Origin of the sequence: Actinopolymorpha rutila, assembly GCF_013407855.1 — a bacterium.
GTDB lineage: Bacteria > Actinomycetota > Actinomycetes > Propionibacteriales > Actinopolymorphaceae > Actinopolymorpha > Actinopolymorpha rutila.
Genome location: NZ_JACBZH010000001.1, coordinates 2,081,582 through 2,105,454 on the forward strand (window position 1 = coordinate 2,081,582; position 23,873 = coordinate 2,105,454).

General features: G+C 72.9%; 21 protein-coding genes and 1 riboswitch. Of the genes, 19 read left to right on the forward strand and 2 right to left on the reverse strand.

The features are described 5' to 3' along the window. Positions 1-516: 516 nt before the first annotated feature. From F4554_RS09355 to F4554_RS09365, 3 genes are all read left to right on the forward strand, one after another. Positions 517-1,464 (forward strand): M23 family metallopeptidase, encoded by a 948-nt coding sequence (locus F4554_RS09355; protein ID WP_179787019.1) that lies wholly within the window; start codon positions 517-519, stop codon positions 1,462-1,464. A 176-nt stretch (positions 1,465-1,640) separates the two neighbouring features. Next, the gene (locus F4554_RS09360) at positions 1,641-2,198 is read left to right on the forward strand and encodes a MarR family winged helix-turn-helix transcriptional regulator (protein ID WP_179787020.1); all 558 of its coding nucleotides are present in this window, start codon (positions 1,641-1,643) and stop codon (positions 2,196-2,198) included. A gap of 43 nt (positions 2,199-2,241) precedes the next feature. After that, a complete protein-coding gene (locus tag F4554_RS09365) occupies positions 2,242-3,447 on the forward strand; it encodes an MFS transporter (protein WP_337795939.1) in 1,206 nt (401 codons plus the stop codon). 38 nt (positions 3,448-3,485) lie between these two features. On the opposite strand, the gene F4554_RS09370 is transcribed toward F4554_RS09365, so the two are convergent. Then, positions 3,486-4,259, reverse strand: coding sequence for a class I SAM-dependent methyltransferase (locus tag F4554_RS09370; protein WP_337795940.1), 774 nt, complete (start codon positions 4,257-4,259; stop codon positions 3,486-3,488). A 204-nt stretch (positions 4,260-4,463) separates the two neighbouring features. Between F4554_RS09370 and F4554_RS09375 the strand changes: the two genes are divergently transcribed. The 10 genes from F4554_RS09375 (at position 4,464) to F4554_RS09420 (ending at position 14,171) form a co-directional block, all read left to right on the forward strand. Continuing rightward, entirely contained in the window at positions 4,464-5,324 is an 861-nt protein-coding gene (locus F4554_RS09375) for a sugar phosphate isomerase/epimerase family protein (RefSeq protein ID WP_179787021.1), read from the forward strand. Between the two features lie 272 nt (positions 5,325-5,596). Then, positions 5,597-6,388, forward strand: coding sequence for an electron transfer flavoprotein subunit beta/FixA family protein (locus F4554_RS09380; protein WP_179787022.1), 792 nt, complete (start codon positions 5,597-5,599; stop codon positions 6,386-6,388). A 90-nt stretch (positions 6,389-6,478) separates the two neighbouring features. Then, on the forward strand, positions 6,479-7,441 hold the full coding sequence (locus tag F4554_RS09385; RefSeq protein ID WP_179787023.1) for an electron transfer flavoprotein subunit alpha/FixB family protein: 963 nt from the start codon (positions 6,479-6,481) through the stop codon (positions 7,439-7,441). Positions 7,442-7,545: 104 nt separating this feature from the next. Further along, positions 7,546-7,642: riboswitch (TPP riboswitch) on the forward strand. Beyond that, a complete protein-coding gene (gene thiM / locus F4554_RS09390; protein ID WP_179787024.1) occupies positions 7,635-8,444 on the forward strand; it encodes a hydroxyethylthiazole kinase in 810 nt (269 codons plus the stop codon). It overlaps the preceding riboswitch by 8 nt. 2 nt (positions 8,445-8,446) lie before the next feature. After that, positions 8,447-9,118: a thiamine phosphate synthase gene (gene thiE / locus F4554_RS09395; RefSeq protein WP_179791403.1), complete on the forward strand. Its 672-nt coding sequence runs from the start codon at positions 8,447-8,449 to the stop codon at positions 9,116-9,118. Then, complete coding sequence (gene thiD, locus F4554_RS09400; RefSeq protein ID WP_179787025.1) at positions 9,115-9,963, forward strand: bifunctional hydroxymethylpyrimidine kinase/phosphomethylpyrimidine kinase; 849 nt, start codon at positions 9,115-9,117, stop codon at positions 9,961-9,963. Before thiE ends, thiD begins: the two co-directional genes overlap by 4 nt. Then, complete coding sequence (locus F4554_RS09405) at positions 9,960-10,643, forward strand: TenA family protein (protein ID WP_179787026.1); 684 nt, start codon at positions 9,960-9,962, stop codon at positions 10,641-10,643. The genes thiD and F4554_RS09405 overlap by 4 nt, the downstream gene beginning before the upstream one ends. A gap of 96 nt (positions 10,644-10,739) precedes the next feature. Beyond that, a complete protein-coding gene (locus tag F4554_RS09410; protein WP_179787027.1) occupies positions 10,740-11,957 on the forward strand; it encodes a cysteine desulfurase family protein in 1,218 nt (405 codons plus the stop codon). Further along, complete coding sequence (mnmA, locus tag F4554_RS09415; protein ID WP_179787028.1) at positions 11,957-13,042, forward strand: tRNA 2-thiouridine(34) synthase MnmA; 1,086 nt, start codon at positions 11,957-11,959, stop codon at positions 13,040-13,042. Before F4554_RS09410 ends, mnmA begins: the two co-directional genes overlap by 1 nt. Positions 13,043-13,088: 46 nt before the next feature. Beyond that, a complete protein-coding gene (locus tag F4554_RS09420; RefSeq protein WP_337795941.1) occupies positions 13,089-14,171 on the forward strand; it encodes a methionine synthase in 1,083 nt (360 codons plus the stop codon). A 47-nt stretch (positions 14,172-14,218) separates the two neighbouring features. Here F4554_RS09420 and F4554_RS09425 read toward each other — a convergent pair whose 3' ends face one another. Beyond that, the gene (locus tag F4554_RS09425; protein ID WP_179787029.1) at positions 14,219-15,421 is read right to left on the reverse strand and encodes a M20/M25/M40 family metallo-hydrolase; all 1,203 of its coding nucleotides are present in this window, start codon (positions 15,419-15,421) and stop codon (positions 14,219-14,221) included. 328 nt (positions 15,422-15,749) lie between these two features. Between F4554_RS09425 and F4554_RS09430 the strand changes: the two genes are divergently transcribed. The 6 genes from F4554_RS09430 to ligA all read left to right on the forward strand — a co-directional run bounded on the left by F4554_RS09430 (position 15,750) and on the right by ligA (position 23,871). Further along, positions 15,750-16,565 carry a GNAT family N-acetyltransferase gene (locus tag F4554_RS09430; protein ID WP_179787030.1) on the forward strand — a complete coding sequence of 272 codons (816 nt, stop codon included), beginning with the start codon at positions 15,750-15,752 and terminating at the stop codon, positions 16,563-16,565. Further along, the gene (locus F4554_RS09435) at positions 16,562-17,242 is read left to right on the forward strand and encodes a MurR/RpiR family transcriptional regulator (protein WP_179787031.1); all 681 of its coding nucleotides are present in this window, start codon (positions 16,562-16,564) and stop codon (positions 17,240-17,242) included. Before F4554_RS09430 ends, F4554_RS09435 begins: the two co-directional genes overlap by 4 nt. Before the next feature lie 2 nt (positions 17,243-17,244). Next, positions 17,245-18,366 (forward strand): o-succinylbenzoate synthase, encoded by a 1,122-nt coding sequence (gene menC, locus F4554_RS09440; protein WP_179787032.1) that lies wholly within the window; start codon positions 17,245-17,247, stop codon positions 18,364-18,366. Between the two features lie 82 nt (positions 18,367-18,448). Beyond that, on the forward strand, positions 18,449-20,008 hold the full coding sequence (locus F4554_RS09445; protein ID WP_179787033.1) for a Na+/H+ antiporter NhaC family protein: 1,560 nt from the start codon (positions 18,449-18,451) through the stop codon (positions 20,006-20,008). A gap of 120 nt (positions 20,009-20,128) precedes the next feature. Next, positions 20,129-21,700 carry an N-acyl-D-amino-acid deacylase family protein gene (locus F4554_RS09450; protein WP_179787034.1) on the forward strand — a complete coding sequence of 524 codons (1,572 nt, stop codon included), beginning with the start codon at positions 20,129-20,131 and terminating at the stop codon, positions 21,698-21,700. A gap of 53 nt (positions 21,701-21,753) precedes the next feature. Beyond that, positions 21,754-23,871: an NAD-dependent DNA ligase LigA gene (ligA, locus tag F4554_RS09455; protein ID WP_179787035.1), complete on the forward strand. Its 2,118-nt coding sequence runs from the start codon at positions 21,754-21,756 to the stop codon at positions 23,869-23,871. Positions 23,872-23,873 lie beyond the last annotated feature (2 nt).

Below are 23,873 nucleotides of genomic sequence, written 5' to 3' on the forward strand. Positions count from 1 at the left end.
ATGTGAACTGCGTCACACGTCAAGGTCGGATTGCTATCGATCATCGTAGATGTCTCCGGCCGGCCCGTCGTGATTGCGTCAAACGAACAAATCGGCATTCTCGGCACTCTTCGTCGAAGGGATGACCTTTCCTGAAAGCTCACGTCAAAGCGGCTTTCCTGCCGTTGTGAAACCGCTCGGCGGCAGTCCGTGCCCATGAAGTCGCGACTATATCCGGGCGCTGTCTTCTTCACCACTACGACCTCGGATCGTAGCGAGCTGCCGAACGCAGGCTGGAAAGTGGCGAAGGTCCTCTGTTAGACCTGTCCCGGAGCCGATGACCTGGGGATTCGTGAAGAGTTCACCACTGGTCAGCTGCTTCGGTAAATGTCCGTAAAGACACCCAGTCCTTTCTCGGGGGGGCGGCAGTTTCGCCGCCACGCCTGGGTGACTCACGCCCGCACCAGGGCACGGTACGCACATTTCCGCGCACGTCCGCGCGGTGGTGAGAGCTGCCGTCGAACGAGCGAGGAAGCGTTGGATTCTTTCCTGAGACGCCTACGCGCCCTGTGGGGCATCCGCTGGCGCAACATTCCCTTGACAGCAGCGGCCGGAATTGTCGCTGTCGGCCTGGTCGCCGGCGGTCTCGCCCTGGCGTTCGGGCCGGGTTCGAAGCCGGAGAACGCGGCACTGACCACGGCCGCCGGTGAGCACAAGCCCACCTCCGGCGCGGTGGAACGCATCGACGCCGCGGCCGCGATCGCGAAGGACTCCGCCGCGAAGAAGGCGGCGCAGGAGAAGGCCGCGGCCGAGCAGGCCGAGCGCGCCCGGGTCGCCAAGCAGCGGGCCGCACGGTCCGAGCAGCGGCGCGCGGCGCTCGAGCAGGCCGCCGCCAAGAAGGCCGCCGAGAAGAAGGCTGCCGCCAAGAAGGCCGCGGCGGAGAAAGTCGCGGCGAAGCGGGCTGCCGCGAAGGCCGAAAGGGCCGCCGAGAAGCGAGCAGCCGAGAAGAAGGCCGCCGAGAAGAAGCTCGCGCTGAAGAAGGCCGCCGCGAAGAAGGCCGCGCTGGCCGCCAAGAAGGCGCGGGAGTGGGTGCTTCCGGTGGCGTCGTACCACCTCACCGGCCGGTTCGGGCAGAGCGGCAGCAACTGGGCGATGTTCCACCACGGACTCGACTTCGCCGCCGACACCGGTACCCCGATCCACGCGGTCGGAAATGGCGAGATCATCAGCGCCGGTTGGCAGAACGCCTACGGCAACGCGATCGAGATCCGGCACCCGGGCGGCACGGTCACGCTGTACGGCCACATGTCCCGGTTCGCGAAGACCGGCGGCAGCGTCAAGGCCGGCGACGTGATCGGCTACGTCGGCGCGACCGGGAACGTCACCGGACCGCACTGCCACCTCGAGGTCCGTCCGCACGGCGGCGGTCTCGACGACGCGGTGGACCCGCTTCCATGGCTGAAGAGCAAGGGCCTGAACCCCTGAGCGACGGGGCCACCCGAGACACCCCATAGCGACACCACCTCGGGCGTCGCGACCACGCACGCTGCCCCAGGACCGCCTCGGCGGACCTGGGGCAGCGTCGTGTCCGCCTCTGGAGCCGCCTGCAGGGCAGCCCCCGGTTTGATTACTTAGCAAAGCTAAGTTAGCCTGGCTAAGCAATGGCCGGACAGTACGAATCTCGCTCCGAAGCTCCCCTCGAATCCCGCACCGCCGTCGGTGCCGTCAGCGTCGTCGGCGTCGGGCCGCTCGCCCGGGAGCTTCGCCCCCTGGTGTACCGCCTGTACGACGTCGTCCGGCGGCACTCACCGGACCTCGGCGTCACCCTCACCCAGGGCTCGGTCCTCAGCGTCCTGGTCCACGACGGCCCCCAGACGATGAGCGCCCTCGCCGCCCGCGAAGGTGTCCGCCAGCCGTCGATGACCAACGTCGTGAGCCGGCTCGAACGCGCGGGCTACGTACGCCGCCGACCGGCCGAGCACGACCGGCGGATGGTGGTCGTGACCGCGACCGACAAGGCCCGTACCGACCTGGCCCGGGTCGTCGTGGCGCGCGAGGAGTTTCTCCGCAAGCGGCTGACCCGGCTCGGCCCCGGCGACCGGGAGGCGGTCGAGTCCGCGCTGCCCGCGCTGGCCCGGCTGGTCGCCGCCGACCCGATCCCCACCGGTTCGGTCTCCACCGACGCGGCGAACGCCGGCCCGGTGAGCGCCGACCAGTGAGACGTACCCCGACATCCGTTCCAGCGAAGGAAGGTTCGCTCCCGTGCCCCACCAGGTGAAGTTGCTCGATGCCGTCCGCGGCCAGCCGCGTTCGGTGTGGGTGGTCGCGTTCGCGGCGGTCATCGCGTTCATGGGAATCGGGCTCGTCGACCCGATCCTGCTCTCCATCGCGAAGGGCCTGAACGCCACTCCGAGCCAGGTCACACTGCTGTTCGCGTCGTACCTCGTCGTGCAGGTCCTCGCGATGCTCGTCACCGGCGTCTTCGCCGCGAGGTACGGCGGCAAGCGCACCATGCTCGCCGGGCTGGCACTGATCGTGGTGTTCGCCGGCATGTGTGCTCTGGCCGGCTCGATCGGTCAGCTCGTCGCGCTGCGGGCGTTCTGGGGACTCGGGAACGCGTTGTTCATCGCCACCGCGCTGTCCACCATCGTGGCCGCCGCCTCCGGCGGGCAGACGGCGGCGATCCTTCTCTACGAGGCGGCGCTCGGTCTCGGCATCTCCGCCGGGCCGCTGGTCGGCGCGCTGCTCGGCAGCATCTCCTGGCGCGGCCCGTTCCTCGGCACGTCCGTGCTGATGCTGGTCGCCCTGGTGCTCACCGCGACGATGCTCGTCCGGGACCGGCCGAGCACGCAGCGGGTCTCGGTGGCCGCGCCGTTCAGGGCGTTGCGGGACCGCCGGCTGTTGCTGGTGGCGCTGTCGGCGCTGCTCTACACGTACGCCTTCTTCACCGTGCTGGCCTGGACGCCGTTCGTCCTCGGGTACGGCGCGTTCGCGGTCGGCGGGATCTTCTTCGGCTGGGGCCTGATGGTCGCGGTCTGCGGCGTCGTCGTCGGCCCGCGGCTGGCCGCGAAGATCGGCGAGCGCAACGCGACCATGCTGGCGCTGGCGATGTACGGCCTGCTCATGCTGGCGTTCGTCTGGGGTTCGGTGCCGGTCGTCGTGGTGGCGACCATCGCCTCCGGTATCGCGTCCGGCTGCCTGAACACCTTCCTCACCGGGATGGCGATGTCGGTCTCGCAGGCGCCGCGCCCGATCGCCAGCGCGGGCTACAACTTCCTGCGCTGGATGGGTGGCGCGGCCGCGGCGATCCTGGTCGGCCACATCGCCGAGTGGGGAGGCTCCCAGCGGGCGCCGTTCGTCGTGGCGGCCGTGCTGTGCGCCGGTGCGGTGGGCCTGATGTACGCCGGTCGCGAGCCGAACCCGCACGAGGTGCCGGCCGAGGCCGTGGTGGTCGGCGAACAGGTCTGACAACCACAAGCTGACAGTGACAGGCGGCCTCGGCCTGCTCAGCCACGCACCCGTGCGTGCACGAGCAGGTCGAGGCTGTTGTCCAGATCGTCCGGGGACAACACGAAGTCGGCCGCCGTCAGGGACGTGACGAACGCCGCCAGGTCCGCCGGCCAGGCGGCCGGTTCGTCGGCCAGCTGCGCCTTCACCAGGTCGCCGTGCCGGCGTTCCCACTCCTCGATGCGCGGGCCGTGCCGCAGTCCGGTCATCGTGACCAGGTCGAGGTCCAGCCCGGGCCGGTCGACCAGCGCGCGGAGCTCGGGTGCGGTGAGCTCGTGGGCGTGGCAGATGTTGCCGGGCGGGAACGTCAGGTGGTTCGGGGTGGTCCAGGCCAGCATGCCGCCGGGTTCGGTCACCCGGGTGCACTCGGCGGCGAACGCGGGCTGGTTCCACAGGTGCTCGATCGTCTGCAGGCTGACCACCGCACCGAAGGAGTGGTCGGCGAACGGCAGCTGGACGAGGTTGCCGCGCACCACCCGAACGTCGTGGTACGCCGTGGCGGCATGTGCGGCGGTGGCCGCGTCGTAGTCGACGCCCACCACGGTCGCCGCGGCGCCCGTCGAGCACATCGAGTTGTACAGGCGTTGCGCGCCGTACCCCTCGCCGCAGCCGGCGTCCAGCACCCGCGGCGGCTGCGCGGTGCCGGTCGCCCTGGCCTGGTCGGCCAGCAGGCCGGTCGCCCAGTCGTAGCCCACGACGTGCCGGGCGAACCAGTAGGTCTCGTGCCAGATGCCGGGCATGGTGCGCTCACCGGTGAGGGGCAGGTCCGGCACGTTGGCTCCTCCGCTTGTCCGGGCGCTTGTCCGGGTCGGCTCCCGGGTGACCGTCAGGCTACTGGCGCTCTCCGGCGAAGCTGCGCCGGTCGGCGGGTCCTGTTTCGGCCCCGTGTGCGGAGCCCTCGGCTCCCGCCCGGAGGGTGTCCTCCAGCAGACTGGACGGCGAACGTGTACCCGGGACAAGACGGAGAGCCGGAACTCATGGCAGACCAGACCACCGACGGTTTCTATACCAACCTCAGCTGCGGCGCGCTCGGGATCAAGCCGGGCTTCGAGGCCGCCGTCGACCTCGCGATCGAGTTCGGCTTCGGCGCGCTCGAGCCGGACGTCGGCTACCTCACCTCCCAGCCGGCCGAGCAGGTCGAGGCTCTGCGGTCGCGGCTGGCCGAGCACGGCGTGAAGTGGGGGAACGCGGGCCTGCCGGTCGACCTGAACGCCGACGCCGCGACGTTCGCCTCCCAGGTGGCCGCGCTGAGTGACCACGCCGTCCGGCTGACGTCGTACGGTGTCGACCGGGTGGGCACCTGGATCCGGCCGATGAGCAACTCGCTGACCTACCGGCGCAACTTCCGCCGGCACGCGGAGCGGATCGCGCTCGTCGACGAGATCCTGGCCGCCGCGGGCGTGCGGTTCGGGCTGGAGTACGTCGGACCGAAGTCGTTCTGGAGCACCGAGCTGTACCCCTTCGTGCACACGCTGGCCGAGGCGCGCGAGCTCATCGACGCGGTGGGCAGCCCCAACGTGGGCCTCATCCTGGACACCTTCCACTGGTACACCTCCGGTGAGTCCGCGGCCGACATCGCCGAACTGTCGGCGGAGGAGGTGGTGGCCGTAGACCTCAACGACGCGCCCACCGGCCTGGAACGCGACCAGCAGCAGGATGGTCAGCGCACGCTGCCCGGCGCGACCGGCGTGATCGACGTGGCCGGCTTCGTCGAGGCGCTCCGCAAGATCGGGTACGTCGGCCCGGTCAAGGTCGAGCCGTTCAACGCCGAGCTGCGGGCGATGCCCGCCCGCGACGTGGTGGCCAAGACCGCCGAGTCGCTGAACGCCGTTCTGTAGGACAGCCACACAGGCACCCGCCGGGCCCCGGGGGAGTCCGCGAGGACTACCCCGGGCGCACCCTCGGCTCCACGGGGAGCCTGCCCGCACCCCCGACCACCGGTGCTTGCTCGCGAAGCTACTCACGGGTAACCTCGCGCCAGTCGGGTCGGTCCCGTCTACGGTTGGGGGCGGACCCCCTGGCCGGTGAACCCTGGCGGGTGGGCCGTCGAGGGCGCCGGGTCCGACCGACGCGGCGAGCCAAGGACGCGAGTGAGGAGCCGGACGCGAGCATGAACATCGTGGTGTGTGTGAAGTACGTCCCGGACGCGACCGCGGAACGCGGCTTCGACCCGGGCGACCGGACCGTCGACCGGTCCGGCGTGCCCGGCCTGTTGTCGGAGCTGGACGAGTACGCCGTCGAGGCCGCCCTCAAGCTCGCCGACGCCGGCGACGCCGAGGTGACCGTCCTCACCGTCGGTCCCGCCGACGCCGCCGACGCGCTGAAGAAGAGCCTGCAGATGGGCGCGGGCAAGGCCGTCCACGTGCTCGACGACGCCATTCACGGCTCGGACTCGGTGGGCACGTCGCTGGTGCTGGCCGAGGCGGTCCGCAAGCTGGGCGGCGAGCAGCCGGTCGACCTCGTGCTGTGCGGGATGGCGTCCACCGACGGCAGCATGTCGGTGGTCCCGGCCATGCTCGCCGAGCGCCTGGACCTGCCGCAGGTCACCTTCGCCAGCGAGCTCGAGGTCGGCGACGGCACGGTGCGGATCCGCCGCGACGGCGAGGCCGCCACCGAGACGGTCGAGGCCGCCCTGCCCGCCGTGGTCTCGGTCACCGACCAGGCCAACGAGCCCCGCTACCCCTCGTTCAAGGGAATCATGGCGGCGAAGAAGAAGCCGGTGCAGACCTGGAGCCTCACCGACCTCGGCGTCGACGCCGGTGCGGTCGGACTGGCCGCCGCGTGGACCGCGGTCGACTCGTTCGAGGCGCGCCCGCCCCGGCAGAAGGGCACGGTCGTCACCGACGAGGGCGACGGCGGGCAGCGGCTCGTCGCCTACCTCGCCGAGCAGCGGTTCGTCTAGGCCTCAGAGACGCGCAGAGACCTGCCAACTTCGACCACCGATCCGGGTACGGGCGACCGACCGCGGGCGACTGCAAGGAAGCGTGCCGAAATGAGCGAGATCCTGGTTCTCGTCGACCACGTCGACGGAGTCGTACGCAAGACCACCACCGAACTGCTGACCATCGCGCGGGGGCTCGGCGAACCCTCCGCGGTGTTCGTCGGCCCCGGCTACGAGCAGGCCAAGGACACCCTGGCGACGTACGGCGCCCAGAAGGTCTACCTGCTGGAGCAGCCGGAGCTGACCGACCACCTCGTCGCGCCCAAGGCGGAGGCGCTGGCCCAGATCGCCGAGCGGAGCACACCGGCCGCGATCATGCTGACCTCCGGCGCCGAGGGCAAGGAGATCGCCGGCCGGCTGGCGATCAAGCTCGGCTCCGGCGTCCTCACCGACGTCGTGGACGTCGAGCCCGCCGACGGCACGGTCGTGGCCACCCAGGCGGTGTTCGCCGGCAACTACACCGTCCGGTCCCGGGTCACCCACGGCACGCCGATCCTGACGGTCAAGCCCAACTCCGCGACGCCCGAGCCCGCCCCGGCACAGCCGGTGGAGGAGAAGACCGACGTCACGGTGTCGGACCGGGCCCGCGCCGCGCGGGTGGTGGAGCGTTCGCCGCGCACCCAGACCGGGCGCCCGGAGCTGACCGAGGCGGCGATCGTCGTGTCCGGTGGCCGCGGGGTCGGCTCGGCGGACAACTTCGCCGTCGTCGAAGGGCTCGCGGACGCGCTCGGCGGCGCGGTCGGCGCGTCCCGCGCGGCGGTGGACGCCGGGTGGTATCCCCACGCGTACCAGGTCGGCCAGACGGGCAAGACCGTCTCGCCGCAGCTGTATCTCGCCGCCGGAATCTCCGGCGCGATCCAGCACCGGGCAGGCATGCAGACCTCGAGGACGATCGCGGTGGTCAACAAGGACCCTGAGGCGCCGATCTTCGAGATGGCCGACTTCGGGGTCGTCGGCGACCTGCACGCGGTGCTGCCGCAGGCGACCGAGGAGATCAACCGCCGCAAGGGCTGAACGCCGAGAGAGGTACGGCAGTGCCTTGTGACGAACGCCGGCCCACGCGGGCAGACCGCGCGGGCCGGCGTTCGCATGCGGCACGTCCAGCCGGTACGGTCGGACGCAGTGACGCGGGGTGTCCCGGAGCCGGGACTGAGATCACACCCGTCGAACCTGATCCAGATCATGCTGGCGAAGGGACTGTCGCACGATGGTCACGACCACGTCCGTCACCGCGGACGCCGTAGCCGAGGTACGAGAGAACCTCCGCGACCAGGCGCCGCTGGTGCACTGCCTCACCAATCTCGTCGTCGCCAACTTCACCGCCAACGCGCTGCTCGCGGCGGGTGCGTCCCCGGCGATGACCGACACCCCGGAGGACGCGCGGGTCCTCGCCGCCGGTGCCGGTGCGGTGCTGGTCAACCTCGGTACGGTCACCCACGCCTCGGCCGAGGGAATGCGGGCGTCGGTGACGTCGGCGGCCCGGGCCGGTCGTCCGTGGGTGCTCGACCCCGTGGCCGCCGGACCGCTGCCGTGGCGTACGGCCCTGGCCGGTGACCTGCTCGCGCTCGCGCCGCCGGCAGTCGTACGGGGAAACGCCTCGGAGGTGCTCGCCCTGACCGGCGGCACCGGTGGCCGAGGCGTGGAGTCCACCGCCGACCCGGAGCAGGCGTGGCCGGCCGCGAGGTCGCTGGCCGGGACGTACGCCCTGACGGTGGCGGTGAGCGGACCGGTCGACCTGCTCACCGACGGCGAACGCACCGTACGGGTCGCCAACGGCCATCCGCTGATGACCCGGGTCACGGGGGTCGGCTGCGTGCTCGGCGCGCTCACCGCCGGCTGCCTCGCGGTGACCGAGGACGCGCTGCTGGCCGCGACCGCGGCGACCGTCCTGCTCACCCTCGCCGGGGAGGCGGCGGCCGCGCGGGCGCCGCTGCCCGGGGCGTTCGCGACCGCGCTGCTGGACGAGCTGGACGCCACCGACGCCGACCGCATCCGTACCGGCGCAAGGCTGGGTTGACGATGGTGCGGGACAACCCGGACCGGGCGTCCGGCCGCTCGCTGGACCTCTCGCTCTACCTCGTCACCGACACCGCGCTGTGCGGGCCGCAGGGGGTGGCCGCGACGGTGCGGGACGCGGTGGCCGGCGGGGTGAGCGCCGTCCAGCTCCGCGACCCGGGCGCGACCACCCGGGACCTGCTCCGGACCGGAGCGGAGGTACGCGAGGTGCTCGCCGGCACCGGCGTACCCCTGTTCGTCAACGACCGTGCCGACGTCGCGCACGCGCTGGGCGCGGACGGCGTGCACCTGGGCCAGTCCGACCTGCCGCCCGAGCACGCGCGCGACCTGCTCGGGCCGGACGTGTGGCTCGGCCTGTCCGCGCACACCTCCGGCCAGACCGACCGGGCGCTCGCCCTGCCACCGGGGACGGTGGACTACCTCGGAGTCGGCCCGGTCTTCGCCCAGGCGACCAAGCCGGACGCGGCGTCCCCGCTCGGGCTGGACTTCCTCGCCGAACTCGTCGCCACCGCCGCCGCGGGTGGCCTGCCCGGCGTGGCGATCGGCGGCATCGGCCCGGACAACGCCGCCGCCGTACGCGCCACCGGCGTGGCCGGGATCGCGGTGGTCAGCGCCGTCTGCGGCCGGCCCGATCCGGCCGCGGCCGCCCGAGCCCTGCGTACGGAGGTTCGATGACCAGTCACCTTCCCGGCCCCGTGCCCGGCCCCGTGCCCGTCGCCCTGACCATCGCCACCAGCGATCCCTCCGGCGGGGCGGGCGTCCAGGCCGACCTGAAGACGTTCTCGGCACTCGGCGCCTACGGCACCGCGGTCCTGGTGGCGCTGACCGCGCAGAACACCCGCGGCGTCACGGGTATCCACGTCATCCCGGCGGCGTTCATCGCCGGGCAGGTGGACACCCTCGTCGCCGACGTACGCGTGGACGCGGTGAAGATCGGCATGCTCGCCGACGCCACCGTCGTGCACACCGTCGCCGAGGCACTGCGCCGGCACCGGCACCGGCTGCCGTCGGTGGTGCTCGACCCGGTGATGGTCGCCTCCAGCGGGGACCGGCTGCTCACCGAGGACGCGGTCGCGCTGGTGCGGACCGAACTGCTCCCGCTGGCCGACCTGGTGACCCCGAACCTCCCCGAGGCGGCCGCACTGCTGGACACCTCGCCGGCGCGGACGCCTGCCGAGGTCGAACGCCAGGCCGCCGACCTGCTCGCGCTCGGCGTGCCCCGGGTGCTGCTGAAGGGCGGGCACGGCGACGACCCGGACGAGTCCGCCGACCTGTACGCCGACGCCGACGGCGCCGAGTGGCTGCGGGCACCGCGGATCCACACCCGGCACACCCACGGCACCGGCTGCACGCTCTCCTCGGCGATCGCCGCGCTGCGACCCCAGCGGCCGGACTGGCGTACCGCCGTCGGCGACGCCAAGGACTACCTCACCGGCGCGCTGGCCGCGGCCGACTCCCTCGACGTCGGCGGGGGACACGGGCCGGTGCACCACTTCCACGCCTGGTGGGGATCGCGATGACGGTGGGGATCACGGCGACGGGATCGACGGGATTCTGCACGGACGCCTGGGCGGCCACCGCGACCACCCGGGCCGCGATCGACGCGCTGCCGTTCGTGGTGACCCTCGGCGACGGCAGCCTGGACCACGGCCGGTTCGCGTACTACCTCGCCCAGGACACCTTCTACCTCGACGACTACGCCCGGGCGCTCGCGGCCGCCGCGGTGAAGGCGCCGAACGGCGCGGACCTCGCGTTCTTCGCGAAGTCCGCGCACACCGCGATCGAGGTCGAACAGGAGCTGCACCGCACGCACGTCCAGGACCTGGCGGGGTACCAGCGGTCGCCGACCTGTGTCGGCTACACGTCGTACCTCCTCGGTGTAGCGCACACCCGCGGCTACGCCGAGCTCGTCGCCGCCCTGCTGCCGTGCTTCTGGATCTATCAGGACGTGGGTACGCGGCTGCTGGCCGCGGCCGGCGACCTCACCGGCCATCCGTACGGCGACTGGATCGGCACCTACGCCGACGAGGAGTTCGCCCGGTCCACCGTGCGGGTGTGCCGGATCGCGGACCGGGTGGCCGACGGCGCCGACCCGGCCACGCTGGAACGCATGCACGAGGCGTTCGCGCGGGCGACGGCGTGGGAGTGGATGTTCTGGGACGCGGCGTGGCGGCAGGAGGGGTGGCCGGCGCAGGGCTGACCGGCGGCCGGGGCCGGTGGCTGGGGTGGCCGGTGGCCTGGGGCCGACCGGCGGGTGGGGCGGCTGTCGGTGGCGGTCATTACGCTGAAGCCTGAGATGACGGCACCACGCACTTACCTCGATCACGCCGCGACCACCCCGATGCTTCCGGAGGCGGTGGCGGCGATGACCGCTCAGCTCTCCCGGCTGGGCAACGCGTCGTCCCTGCACGCCTCCGGACGGGCCGCCCGGCGGCTGGTGGAGGAGTCCCGGGAGTCGGTGGCCGCGGCACTGCGGGCCCGGCCGTCGGAGATCGTCTTCACCGGCGGCGGCACCGAGGCGGACAACCTCGCCGTCAAGGGCCTGTTCTGGGCGCGCCGGGCCGCCGACCCACGCCGTCGCCGGGTGCTGGCGAGCGCCGTGGAGCACCACGCGGTGCTCGACTCGGTCCGCTGGCTGGGTTCGTTCGCCGGGGCCGAGGTCGAGTGGCTGCCGGTCGACGAGTACGGCCGGGTCGACGTCGCCGCCCTGCGCGCGAGCGTCGAGGCCGACCCCGAGTCGGTGGCGCTGGTCACCGTGATGTGGGCCAACAACGAGGTGGGCACCGTCCAGCCGATCGCCGAGGTCGCCGAGCTGGCCCGGCGCCACGACATCCCCGTGCACTCCGACGCCGTGCAGGCGGTCGGCCAGCTCCCGGTCGACTTCGCGGCCTCCGGACTCGACGCGATGACGGTGAGCGGGCACAAGCTGGGCGGCCCGGTCGGCGTGGGCGCGCTGGTGGTTCGGCGGCAGGCCGACCTGGTGCCGTTGCTGCACGGCGGGGGACAGGAACGCGACATCCGCTCCGGCACCCTCGACGTGGCCGCGATCGCGGCGTTCGCCGTCGCCGTCGAGGCCGCCGCGGCCGGGCGTGAGCGGCTCGCCGTCCGGCTGGGAGAGCTGCGGGCCGAGCTGGTCGACCGGATCATCGCCGCGGTGCCCGACGCCGAGCTCAACGGCGACCCCGGCATCGCTCACCCCGACCCGGGTGGCCGGCTTCCGGGCAACGCACACTTCTCCTTCCCCGGCTGCGAGGGCGACTCGCTGTTGCTGCTGCTCGACGCGCGCGGCATCGAGTGCTCCACCGGCTCGGCGTGCTCGGCGGGTGTGGCCGAGCCGAGCCACGTGCTGCTGGCGATGGGCCGCGACGAGGAACGCGCCCGCGGGTCGCTGCGGTTCAGCCTGGGGCACACCTCCACCCGCGCCGACGTCGACGCGCTCGGTGCGGCGATCGGCCCGGTGGTGGAGCGCGCCCGCAGCGCGGGTCTGGTCAACGTGAGCGGAGGCAGGAACTGATGCGGGTGCTGGCGGCGATGTCCGGCGGAGTCGACTCCGCGGTGGCGGCCGCGCGGGCGGTGGACGCCGGCCACGAGGTCACCGGTGTGCACCTCGCGCTGTCGCGCAACCCGTCGTCCTACCGCACCGGCGCGCGCGGCTGCTGCACGCTGGAGGACGCCCGCGACGCCCGCCGGGCTGCCGACGTGCTCGGCATCCCGTTCTACGTCTGGGATCTCGCCGAGCGGTTCCACGCCGACGTGGTGACCGACTTCGTGGAGGAGTACGCGGCCGGCCGCACGCCCAACCCCTGCCTGCGCTGCAACGAGAAGATCAAGTTCGCCGCGGTGCTCGACCGGGCGCTGGCCCTCGGCTTCGACGCCGTCTGCACCGGCCACTACGCCCAGCTCGAGGACGGCCCCGGCGGGCGTGAGCTGCACCGGTCGGTCGACCCCGGCAAGGACCAGTCGTACGTCCTCGGCGTCCTCACCGCGGAGCAGCTGGCGCACGCCTACTTCCCGCTCGGCGGGTCGCCGAAGTCGGCGGTGCGGGCCGAGGCCGCCGAGCGCGGGCTCGCGGTCGCCGACAAGCCCGACAGCCACGACATCTGCTTCGTCGCCGACGGCGACACCGCGGGCTTCCTGGCCCGCGAGCTCGGCGAGCAGCCCGGACAGGTGGTCGACGAGGACGGCACCGTGCTGGCCGAACACGACGCGGCGTACTCCTTCACCGTCGGGCAGCGCCGCGGGCTGCGACTGGGCCGGCCGGCCGCCGACGGCAAGCCCCGCTACGTCCTGTCGATCGAACCCGTCAGCCGCACGGTGACTGTCGGCCCCCGCGACCGGCTGACGGTCGCCCACCTCGAGGGCACCCAGCCGCGCTGGTGCGGACCCGCGCCCACCGGTCCGGTGGAGTGCCGGGCGCAGATCCGCGCGCACGGCGAGACGCTGCCCGCGCGGGCGTGGGTCGAGGACGACGTGCTCCGGGTCGAGCTCGCCGAGCCGGCCACCGGCGTGGCACCCGGGCAGGCGGTCGTGCTCTATGACGGCACCCGGGTGATCGGGTCGGCCACCATCGCCAACACTGTCGCCGCCGCCGCGCACTGAGGTCGCCGCCGACCCGCATCCGAAGGACAGACCCTAGGCTTTGCCCGTGCCGATCCCCATCGAGATGCCCTGGCGCCCGGGAGCCGCGACCGGCGTCGGTTCGCTGCCGTACGACCACCCGCTGGAGGCCACCCGGGTCGTGCTGGGTGAGCTGCCCGACCTGCCGCACCTGCCTGAGCTGCCCGGCCGGGGCCCCGGTGCGGACATGATCGGCCGGACGTGCGCTCTGCTGGTCGAACTCGGCGTCGACCTGCAGCCGGCCGGCTGGCGACTGGTCGCCGGAGAGGGGCTCGACCAGCGCCGCGCCCGGTCGACACTCGCCCGGGACCTGGACGCGCTGGAGGAGCTGACGCAGGGCTACACCGGTCCGCTGAAGGTCCAGTTCACCGGGCCGATCACGCTCGCCGCCGCGGTCGAACGCCCGCGCGGTGGCCGGGTGGTGGGCGACAGCGGTGCCCGGCGCGACCTCGCGCAGTCACTGGCCGAGGGCCTGACGGTCCACCTGCGCGACCTGCGTCGCCGGGTGCCTGGTGCGTCGCTCGTGGTGCAACTCGACGAACCCTCGATGCCCGCGGTCCTGCGCGGATCGGTGCCGACGGCCTCCGGGTTCTCCCGCTACCGCCCGGTCGAGGAGTACGAGGTGACCGATCTGCTGGGCGGGGTGATCGGGTCGATCGTGGCCGCCGACGCGGTGCCGGTCGTGCACAGCTGCGCGGCCGGAACGCCGTTCCCGCTGCTGGTACGCGCCGGGGCCCGCGGTCTGTCGTTCGACCTGAAGAAGCTCGGCCAGGCCGACGCGGACCCGCTGTCGGAGGCGGTCGAGGGCGGGGTGGCGTTGTTCGCCGGTGCCGTGCCCGCGCTGCGGCCCGAACGCCCGGCTCCCTCCGCGCCGGGCGCCGCGCCTGCCGCCGACGGTGCCGTGCCCCGCCCCACGGGCCCGCCGGGACCCACCGACGTGGACGTGACCCGGACGGTCCAGGCATTCTGGCGGCGGCTGGGGTTCGCCGCGGACGAGGTCGCCCGCGGGGTCGTGGTCACGCCCGCGTGCGGGCTCGCCGGCGCCGACCCGGCATGGGCACGTACGGCGATGAGGCTGGCCCGGGAGGCGGCCGCGCACCTGGCGAGCTAGGACAGGTCTGGACCCGTCGGGACCTGGGCGTCCGGTACGCCGGTACGTCAGGGCCTCGGGGTGAGCGGGGAGGCGAGCACGGAGGCGATCAGCGCCGCGCGCTCCACCAGCGACTCGGCCACGATCTCCTCGTGCACCGCGTGCGCTCCGCGTCCGCGCGGGCCGAACCCGTCCAGCGCCGGCACCCCGGCCGCGCCGGCGAAGTTGGTGTCGGCCGCGCCGAGCGCGTGTGACCCCCGGACCTGTTGCCCGACCCGTTCACCGGCCGCGACCACGGCGGCGAACAGGTCCTCGTTGCCGGCGCCGGCCCAGGCCGGGCGGCTGGTGAGAATCCGGGCCTGCACCCCGGCGTTCTCGCGGACGGGTTCGAGCCGGGTCAGCTGGTCCAGCACCCGGCGTTCGACCTCGGCGTCCCCGAACCGGAACCCGAGCTCGGCGCCGGCCTTCCCGGCGGTCACGTTGGTGCGGCTGCCGCCGTGCACGGTGCCGACGTTGTAGAGCACGTGCTCCTCGGCGGCCGCGACGCCCCGCAGCCGGACCAGCTGGTCGACGAGCTCGTCGATGGCGGACACTCCGCGGGTGCGGTCCAGGGCCGCGTGCGCCTCCACGCCGGTGACCTCCAGGCGTACCCGCGTACTCCCGTGCCGGCCGGTCTTCAGCCCGCCCTTGGGGTGCGGCGGCTCCAGCCCGAGGGCGGCGGCCGCACCGGTGAGCTCGCGTTCGACCAGCGCCCGGCCGGTGGGCGTACCGATCTCCTCGTCCGCGGTGACCACCAGCCGCACCGGCTGGGCCGGCGGGACGTCGCAGTCGCGCAGCACCGCGATCGCCGTCTCGAACGCGACCAGGCCCCCCTTCATGTCGAACACACCCGGGCCGCGGATCAGCGTTCCGTCGTCGACGTAGGGCATCTGCTCGGCGAGCCGGCCCACCGGCCAGACCGTGTCGTGGTGGCCGAGCACCACGACGTGCGGGCGCTCGGCCTTGCTGCCCGCTGTCCCGTCGGTGCCGGCCGCGTCGCCGTCCGCGTCGCCTGCTGGCCAGGTGGCCAGCAGGTGGTCGCCGGTGTCGCAGGGGACCGCGGTCACGGTGGCGCCGAGCTCTGCGTAGTGGCCGCCGAGCACCTCACCGAGGCGGTTCAGCGCGTCCGCGTCTCCGGTGGGCGTCTCGTGGTGGACGTACGCGGAGAGCCGCTCCCGCATCCGCGGCTCGAGCTCGCGGGCACGGCGCACGAGCCGTTCGAGGGAATCCATGCACCGCAGGATATGACTCGTATCTTCGTCCGTCCGTCACCGACCCGCAGGTGAGGTGAGCCCCCCGACCTCGGTCACGACCTTGTACAGGGCATGGATTCCAGGGGAGGGCATTGACCCAGGTACCGTACCCCTGCTAAACATCTCGCGGTTATCTGTCGCGTATCTTCGGTCCCGTGGTGGTCGCCTCGCCAGTGTCGGCGGGCGTCCCAAACCACGTCCGACAGATCTACGCATCGTGTGACGCCCGGCTCGGCCGGTCGTCGTCTTCGCTGGGGGTGCCATGCAGGCCATACGGCCCACGCAGCCCGTGCAGCCTGGGCGGCCTGTGCCGACAGGCCCGGACCTCACCGTCACCGCCCGGCCGCTGCGCACCCAGGGCGAACGCGAGGACGCTGTGGGCCTGTACCGCCAGGTGTTCGGCCTCGGCTCCGGCGACCCGGCGATGACCCCGAAGCTCCTGGTCGCGCTGCAGCGCAACGGCGGCTCCGCGCTCGGCGCGTTCGACCCGTCCGGACGCCTGGTGGGGTTCACCTACGGTTTCGTCGGTACGCAGGACGGCGCGACCTACCACTACTCCCAGGCGGCCGTGGTCGACGCGGCCGCGCAGGGCAGGGGCGTCGGCCGGGTGCTCAAGCGGGCCCAGGCCGCGGAGGCCTCGCGGGCCGGCGTCCGGGCGATGCGCTGGGCGTACGACCCGATGCTCTCCCGCAACGCGCACTTCAACCTCGACGTCCTCGGCGCCCATGGCCGGTGGTTCGTCCGGGACTACTACGGCCTCACCGACGCCGCCGGTCGCAGCGACCGGGTGATCGTGGAGTGGCGTACCGACTCCGAGGTGTCCGATGCGACCCGCAAGGTGGCCGGCCCGGCCGAGCAGTTCGGTGACGACCTCGACCTGGAGTGGGGAACGATCCGTACGGTCCCGTCCGGCGCCGGCGCCGGCGACGGTCGGCTGCTGGCCGTCCCGGCCCGATGGGGCGCGCGCGACGGGCTGGATCCTGCCCTGGCCGGGGACGTCCGCGACCGGGTCGCCGACGCGCTGGAGGGCGCCCTGGACGCGGGGTACGTCCTCACCTCGTGCCGCCGGGTCACCCCGGACACCGCGGTCTACCTGCTCGCTCACGCGGGGGACGTTCGATGAGCGCAGAGCCGAGCAGTCCTGATCCGGGCAGTCCTGATCAGGGCGGCCCCGACCCGAGCAGTCCCGACCAGCGGTACGGCGCCCGGCTGCGCCGGCGTTCGTCGTCCTCGATCCTGCTCGACCGGCTGCTCGACCACGAGACCGCCAACCTGGCCGAGACCGCCCGGCGAATCCGCGTGGACGGCACCCTGGAGCAGGCCGCCGCCCGGATCGTCGCCGCCCGCCGCAGGTTCGTGATCGGCGGCTCGAAGTCGTCCGCGTACGCCGCCCTGCTGGCCATCGACCTGTCCGCCAGCCTGGCCAACGTCACCCTCGTCGACGGCATCGCCGCCCGTCCCGTGGACGTCCTGTGCGACGTACGTTCCGACGACGTGCTGGTGGCCTTCTCCTTCCGCCGCTACACGCGCCAGACCATCGCGGTGGCCCGGGAGTTCGCCGCCGCCGGGGGCACGGTGGTGGGTATCACCGACGACCCGGACAGTTCACTGGCCCGGATGGCGGAGGTGGCCGTGGTGGTGGGCACCCGCAGCGCGTCGTACGTCGACTCACCGACCGCGGTCGCGGCGGTGACCCACATCCTCGCCACGCTCACCGCGGCCAGCGCCAAGGGAGCCCGGCGGCGCCTGCGCCGGCGCGAGGAGGTCACCCGCGACCTCGAACTCTACGAAGGGGCCTGAGCATGCAGATCTCCGCCGCCGAGCTCTTCGCCGCCCGGCTGCCGCTGGTGCACGAGTTCGAGACCAGCTCGCACCGCAAGGCCTACCTGGAGCACATCCTGGTCCGGGTGACCGACGTCGACGGTGCGGTGGGCTGGGGCGAGATCGCCTCGCCGTCCGGGCCGTACTACTGCGCGGAGACCGTGCAGAGCTGCTGGCACGTCGCCGAGCAGCACCTGCTGCCGGCCGTGGTCGGCGCCGACTGGTCCCACCCGGGAGATGTGCCCGCGCTGTGGTCGAAGGTACGCGGGAACGAGTTCGCCAAGGCCGGGGTGGACATGGCGTGCTGGGACCTGTGGTCCACCGCGACCGGCGTGCCGCTGGCCGGTGCGCTCGGCGGCTCCCGGGACCGCGTGGTGGCCGGGGTGAGCCTCGGCATCGAGCCGACGCCCGCGGACCTGGTCGCGCAGGTGGCCCGCCAGGTCGAGGCGGGATACCCGCGGGTGAAGCTGAAGATCGCACCGGGATGGGACGTCGAGCCCGTCCGCGCCGTGCGTGCGGCGTTCCCCGACCTGGACCTGCACGTCGACGCCAACGGCGCCTACACCGAGGACCCGGACCACCTGGCCGCGCTGCGCGGGCTGGACGGATTCGGCCTCACGATGGTCGAGCAGCCGTTCGCTCCGCGCGACCTGCTCGCGCACGCCCGGCTGCGCCGCGTCCTGCGTACCCCCGTCTGCCTGGACGAGTCGGTCGCCGACCTGCACGACCTGCGCACCGCGCTCGCCCTGGAAGCGGTCGCGATCCTCAACATCAAGGTGTCCCGCATGGGCGGGCTGACCGCCGCGGTCGCGGCACACGACCTCGCCCGCGAACACGACGTCCCGGTGTGGTGCGGCGGCATGCACGAGTTCGGGATCGGCCGTGCGGCCAACGTCGCGCTGTCCAGCCTGCCCGGCTTCACCCTGCCCTCCGACGTGTCCGCGTCGGACAAGTACTACGCCCGTGACGTCGTGCGCCCGCCGATCACCGCCGACCACGGTCTGGTCGACGTGCCGTGGAAGCAGGTGGGCAGCGGGCATCGGGTCGACGAGGAGTTCGTACGGGAGATCTCCTCGCGCACGGCTCGCGTGTCCGCGGACTGACTCCCGCGCACGACCCCCGACCAGGGCCCTACGGCCCTCGCGTACCAACCGGGAAAGCTCAGCTCCACCGAGAAGGAGTGCCATGTCCCAGTCCCGACCTGGCCCGTCGGCGCGGTCCGCCGAGCCGGACCAACCCGCCGAGGTCGACCAACCCGCCGAGACCGACCAGCCCGCCGAGGCTCAACGCGGCTCGAGCGACGCCGCCACCAAGCCGGGCGGCGAGGCAGCGGAGTCCAACGCGTACGCGGTGGGGCTGCCACCGATACGCCGCCGGATCTGCACCGTGATCGCGCTCGCCGGCCTGCTGGCCTCGCTGGTCATCGGCCAGGTGGTGCAGGCGCCGACGTTGTGGGGCCTGCTCCCGATCCTGCTGTACGCCGCGCTGTGCCTGCTCGGCCTGGACATCGTGGTCGCCACCGTCGTCGCCGTACTCTCCGGCATCCTGATCGCGGCCCGGCCACCGACGGAGGTGGGCGAACTCCTCGGCACCTCCCTCGGCGACCTGGTGACGATGATCGGCCTGATCATCGTGCTGGGGGCCGGGGTCGGTGAGGTTCTGCGCGTCACCGGGGTGGCCGACACCATCGTCAGCGCGATCATGCGCACGGTCGGCGAACGCAGCCGGCACGCGGTGACCTTCGGCGTGATGTTCGCCTGCCTGGTCCTGGTCGCGAGCCTGGGCACTCTCGCCGGTGCGCTGGCCATCGCCGCGCCGATCCTGATCCCCATCACGGCCCGGATGGGTTTCACCCGCTCGGCCACCGCGTCGATGATGTTCGTCGGCGGGTGCGCGGGTCTCGCCCTGGCGCCGTTCGCCGGCTCCAACGTCGCCATCCTCACCGCGGCGAACGTCGACTACCTCACCTACCTGCGGGTGGGTGCCGGGCCGCTGGCCGTCCTGTCGATCGCGCTGGCCATGCTGATCGTGCCGTGGATGCAGCGACGTACGGCGGCCCGCGGCAACGACTTCTACACCGCGGAGGAGGCCTCGGACGACGTTGCGGGCACCGACCGCAACCCGAAGGCCGGCCGGGCCACCGCGGCGTTCCTCGTCCTGCTGGTCGCGAGCGTGGTCTACGCCACGGTGACCAACGCGGGTACGACGTTCCCGCTGCTGGCCCTGCCGTTGCTCGGCATCGTCACCGGCTTCGCCGGCGGGCTGTCCAGCGTCGAGATCGCGGGCAGGATGTACCGCGGCGGCGCCCGGCTGCTCAGCATCTTCATCCTGTTCTGGTTGCTGGCCGCGTTGTTCGGGATCATCGACCAGTGGCTGAAGCCGTACGACGTCATCCTGGACACGTTCGGCTCCCAGCTGTCCCACCTCGGTGCGTTCCCGTTCGCGGTGGCTATCGGGCTGCTCGGCTGGGTGGGCGTCCCGGGGGCGACGGCGGCCCAGGTCGTCCTGCTGGACAAGGTGTTCGGCGGGCTGGGCGCGACCCTCGGGGTGTCGGCGAGCGCCTGGGTCATCGTGTTGCTGTGGGCGTCCAAGGGCGACACGTACGGACCGTTCCCGAACGCCAACATGATCGGCGCCATGGGCCTGGCCCGCTCGCAGAACCTCCGCAACGTGCTGTTGACAGGCTGGCTGGTGATGATCCCGGCCTGTGTGATGTACGCGATCCTGCTCGCGCTCATGACCTGAGCAACCTCGCGTGGACGCTCGGACCTCCCGGTCTGAGCTGTCCGCCCCGAGCTGTCCGACCCGAGCTGCCCGACTCGGACCCGACCAGACCCGACCCGACCGCGATCCGGAGGTCAGCAGATGTACGACGTGGTACTCGCCGGCGGAACCGTCCTCGACGGGACCGGTGCGCCCGGCGTCGTGGCGGACGTGGCGGTCGAGAACGGACGGATCGCCTTCGTGGGCGAGGTTTCCAGGACGCGGGCGAGGCGCCACCTCGACGTGACCGGCGCGGTGGTCTGCCCGGGCTTCGTGGACCTGCACTCCCACGCGGACTTCACCGTGTTCGGCGCCCCGGGCGCGCTCACCCAGATCGCCCAGGGCGTCACCACCCTGGTCACCGGCAACTGCGGCTTCTCGCCGTTCCCGGTGGTGCCCGAGCACGAGGACGAGCTGCGTGCGCACGCCGGTTTCCTGGACGCGGACCTGCCGTGGGACTGGTCGGGGGCGGGGGAGTACGCCGAGGCCGTGGAGCGCCTTCCGCTCGGTGTCAACCTCGCCTTGCAGGTAGGGCATGGCGCCGTCCGCATCGGCGCGATGGGCGTGGCCGACCGGGCACCCACGCCCGCCGAGCTGGACCGGATGCGGGCGCTGGTGTCGGCGGCGGTGGACGACGGTGTGGTGGGACTGTCCAGCGGGCTGATCTACGCCCCCGCTTCGTACGCACGGGCGGAGGAGCTGGCCGCGGTGGCCGAGCCGGTGGCCGCCGCGGGGCGGGTCTACTCCACCCACATCCGCGACGAGGGCGACGGGCTGGACGCCGCGGTGAAGGAGGCGCTGGAGGTCGGCCGGCGTACCGGCGTACGCGTGCAGGTCTCGCACCTGAAGGCCGTCGGCCCGGCGAACTGGGGCCGGGTGGGCAGGGTCCTGGAAACCCTCGCCCGGGCCCGGCGCGAGGGCGTGGACGCGCACGGCGACCAGTACCCCTACGCCGCGTCGAGCACCACGCTCACCGCCCGGCTACCAGGCTGGGCGATGGACGGCGGGGTGGCGGCGCTGCGCGAGCGGCTGGAGCGCGCGGAGGACCGCGACCGGCTGGTCGCCGACCTCACCGCACGGACGGGAACGACCTTCCTGCCCGAGCGGATCGTGTTGTCCGACACCCCGGACGGCCCGTACCGCGCACACCTCGGCAGCGACCTCGCCACCATCGCCCGGGTGGTCGGCCGGACGCCGGCGGAGACCGCCGTCGACCTGCTGCGGCGCCAGCGCGGGGTGGCCTCGATCATCAGCCACGGGATGGCCGAGGACGACGTGCGCACGATCCTCGCCGACCCGACCGTCGCGGTCGCCAGCGACGGCTGGATTCTCGACTGCCCGGGCGTCGGCACAACGCACCCGCGCAGCTTCGGGACCTTCGCGCGGGTGCTCGGCCACTACGTGCGGGAGGGTGTGCTCGACCTGCCGACCGCCGTGGCGAAGATGACCTCGCTGCCGGCCGCCCGGCTGGGCCGGCGCGACCGCGGCGTGGTGCGGCCCGGCGCGGTCGCCGACCTCGCGGTGTTCGACCCCGCGGAGGTGGCCGATCCCTCCTCCTACGACGCACCGTGGCAGCTCGCGCGCGGAGTGTCGTACACCCTCGTGGCCGGTACGCCGGTGTGGGAGAACGGCGCCGCGACCGGTGCCGCGCCCGGCCGGGTGGTGCGCGGCTGACCGACCCGATTGTCGGTGCGAGATTGTCGGTGGGCGGCGGTAGCGTTCGGGCTATGGCGAAGAGCGCGTCGAAGTCGGCGAAGACCAAGGTCGCGGGCGTCCCCACCGAGGCGCTGGAGCGGCACTCGGTGCTGTCCCAGGAGATCGAGGAGCACAACTACCGCTACTACGTGCTCGACCGGCCGACCGCCTCCGACGCGGAGTACGACTCGCTCATGCGGGAGCTGAAGGAGCTCGAGGAGGCCCATCCGGAGCTGCGCACTCCGGAGTCGCCGACGCAGCGGGTCAGCGGCACCTGGTCGACCGAGTTCGAGCCCGTCGAGCACCTCGAACGCCTGCTGTCGCTGGACAACGCGTTCGTGCTGGAGGAGCTGCGGGCCTGGGCCGCGCGGGTCGAGCGCGAGATCGGCACCGAGGCCGAATACCTCTGCGAGCTGAAGATCGACGGCCTCGCCATCGACCTGGTCTACGAGCGGGGCCGGCTGGTGCGGGCGGCCACCCGCGGCGACGGCCGGGTCGGGGAGGACGTCACGCTCAACGTCCGCACCATCGACGGCATACCGCACCGGCTGGCCAAGGCCGACGCACCCACACCCGAGGTGCTCGAGGTGCGCGGCGAGGTCTACTTCCGGGTGCGCGACTTCGAGGAGCTCAACGCCGCGCTGGTGGAGGCGGGCAAGCCGCCGTTCGCCAACCCGCGCAACTCCGCGGCCGGATCGCTGCGCCAGAAGGACCCCCGGGTTACCGCGCGCCGCCGGCTGCACTTCACCGCCCACGGAATCGGCCGTGCCCAGGGCTGGCAGCCGCAGCGGCTGTCGGAGGCCTACGCCACCCTCGCCGCCTGGGGCGTCCCGGTCAGCGACCACGTGGGAGTCCGCCGCACCCTGGAGGAGGTGGACGCCTACGCCCGCGACTACGGCGAGCGCCGGCACTCCCTCGACCACGAGATCGACGGCGTGGTGGTGAAGGTCGACCAGATCTCGCTGCAGCGCCAGCTCGGCTCCACCTCGCGCGCGCCGCGGTGGGCGATCGCGTTCAAGTTCCCGCCGGAGGAGGTCAACGCCAAGCTGATCGACATCCGGGTCAACGTCGGCCGCACCGGCCGGGTCACCCCCTACGGCGTGATGGAGCCGACGAAGGTCGCCGGGTCGACGGTGGAGTACGCCACGCTGCACAACGGTTCGGAGGTACGCCGCAAGGGCGTCCTGATCGGGGACACCGTGGTGCTGCGCAAGGCCGGCGACGTGATCCCGGAGATCGTCGGCCCGGTCGCCGACCTGCGCGACGGCTCCGAGCGGGAGTTCGAGATGCCCGTCCGGTGCCCGGAGTGCGGCACCGAGCTGCGGCCGGAGAAGGAGAGCGACGCCGACCTGCGCTGCCCCAACACCAGACACTGCCCGGCCCAGCTGCGGGAGCGGCTGTTCCATCTGGGCGGCCGGGGCGCGTTCGACATCGAGGTGCTCGGCTACCAGTCCGGCACCGCGTTGCTGGACGGCGGCCTGATCGCCGACGAGGGTGACCTGTTCGCGCTGACCGCGGAGCAGTTGAAGGGCGCGGACTTCTTCACCACCAAGGCCGGCGCGCTGTCGGCCAACGCCAAGCGGCTGCTGGACAACCTGGAGGCGGCCCGCACCCGGCCGCTGTGGCGGGTGCTGGTCGCCCTGTCCATCCGGCACGTCGGTCCCACCGCCGCGCAGGCCCTGGCCCGCACGTTCGGCGACCTCGACCGGATCGCGGCCGCCGACGAGGAGGAGCTGGCCGCCGTCGAGGGCGTGGGGCCGACCATCGCCGCGTCGGTGGTCGAGTGGTTCTCCGTCGACTGGCACCGCGAGATCGTGGAGAAGTGGCGGGCGGCCGGCGTGCGGTTCCGGGAAGAGATCGTCGACCAGGGCCCGCGTCCGCTGGACGGTGTGACGGTCGTGGTCACCGGCAGCCTGGACGGCTACTCCCGCGACGAGGCCTCCGAGGCGATCCAGGCCCAGGGCGGCAAGGCGTCCGGTTCGGTGTCGAAGAAGACCGGCTTCGTGGTGGCCGGTGACAACCCCGGCTCGAAGTTCGACAAGGCCCGCGACCTCGGCGTGCCGATCCTCGACGAGGAGGGCTTCCGGGTGCTGCTGGCCGAGGGGCCGGACGCCGCGCGGGAGCGAGCCCTGCCCGCCCAGGAGGAATGACG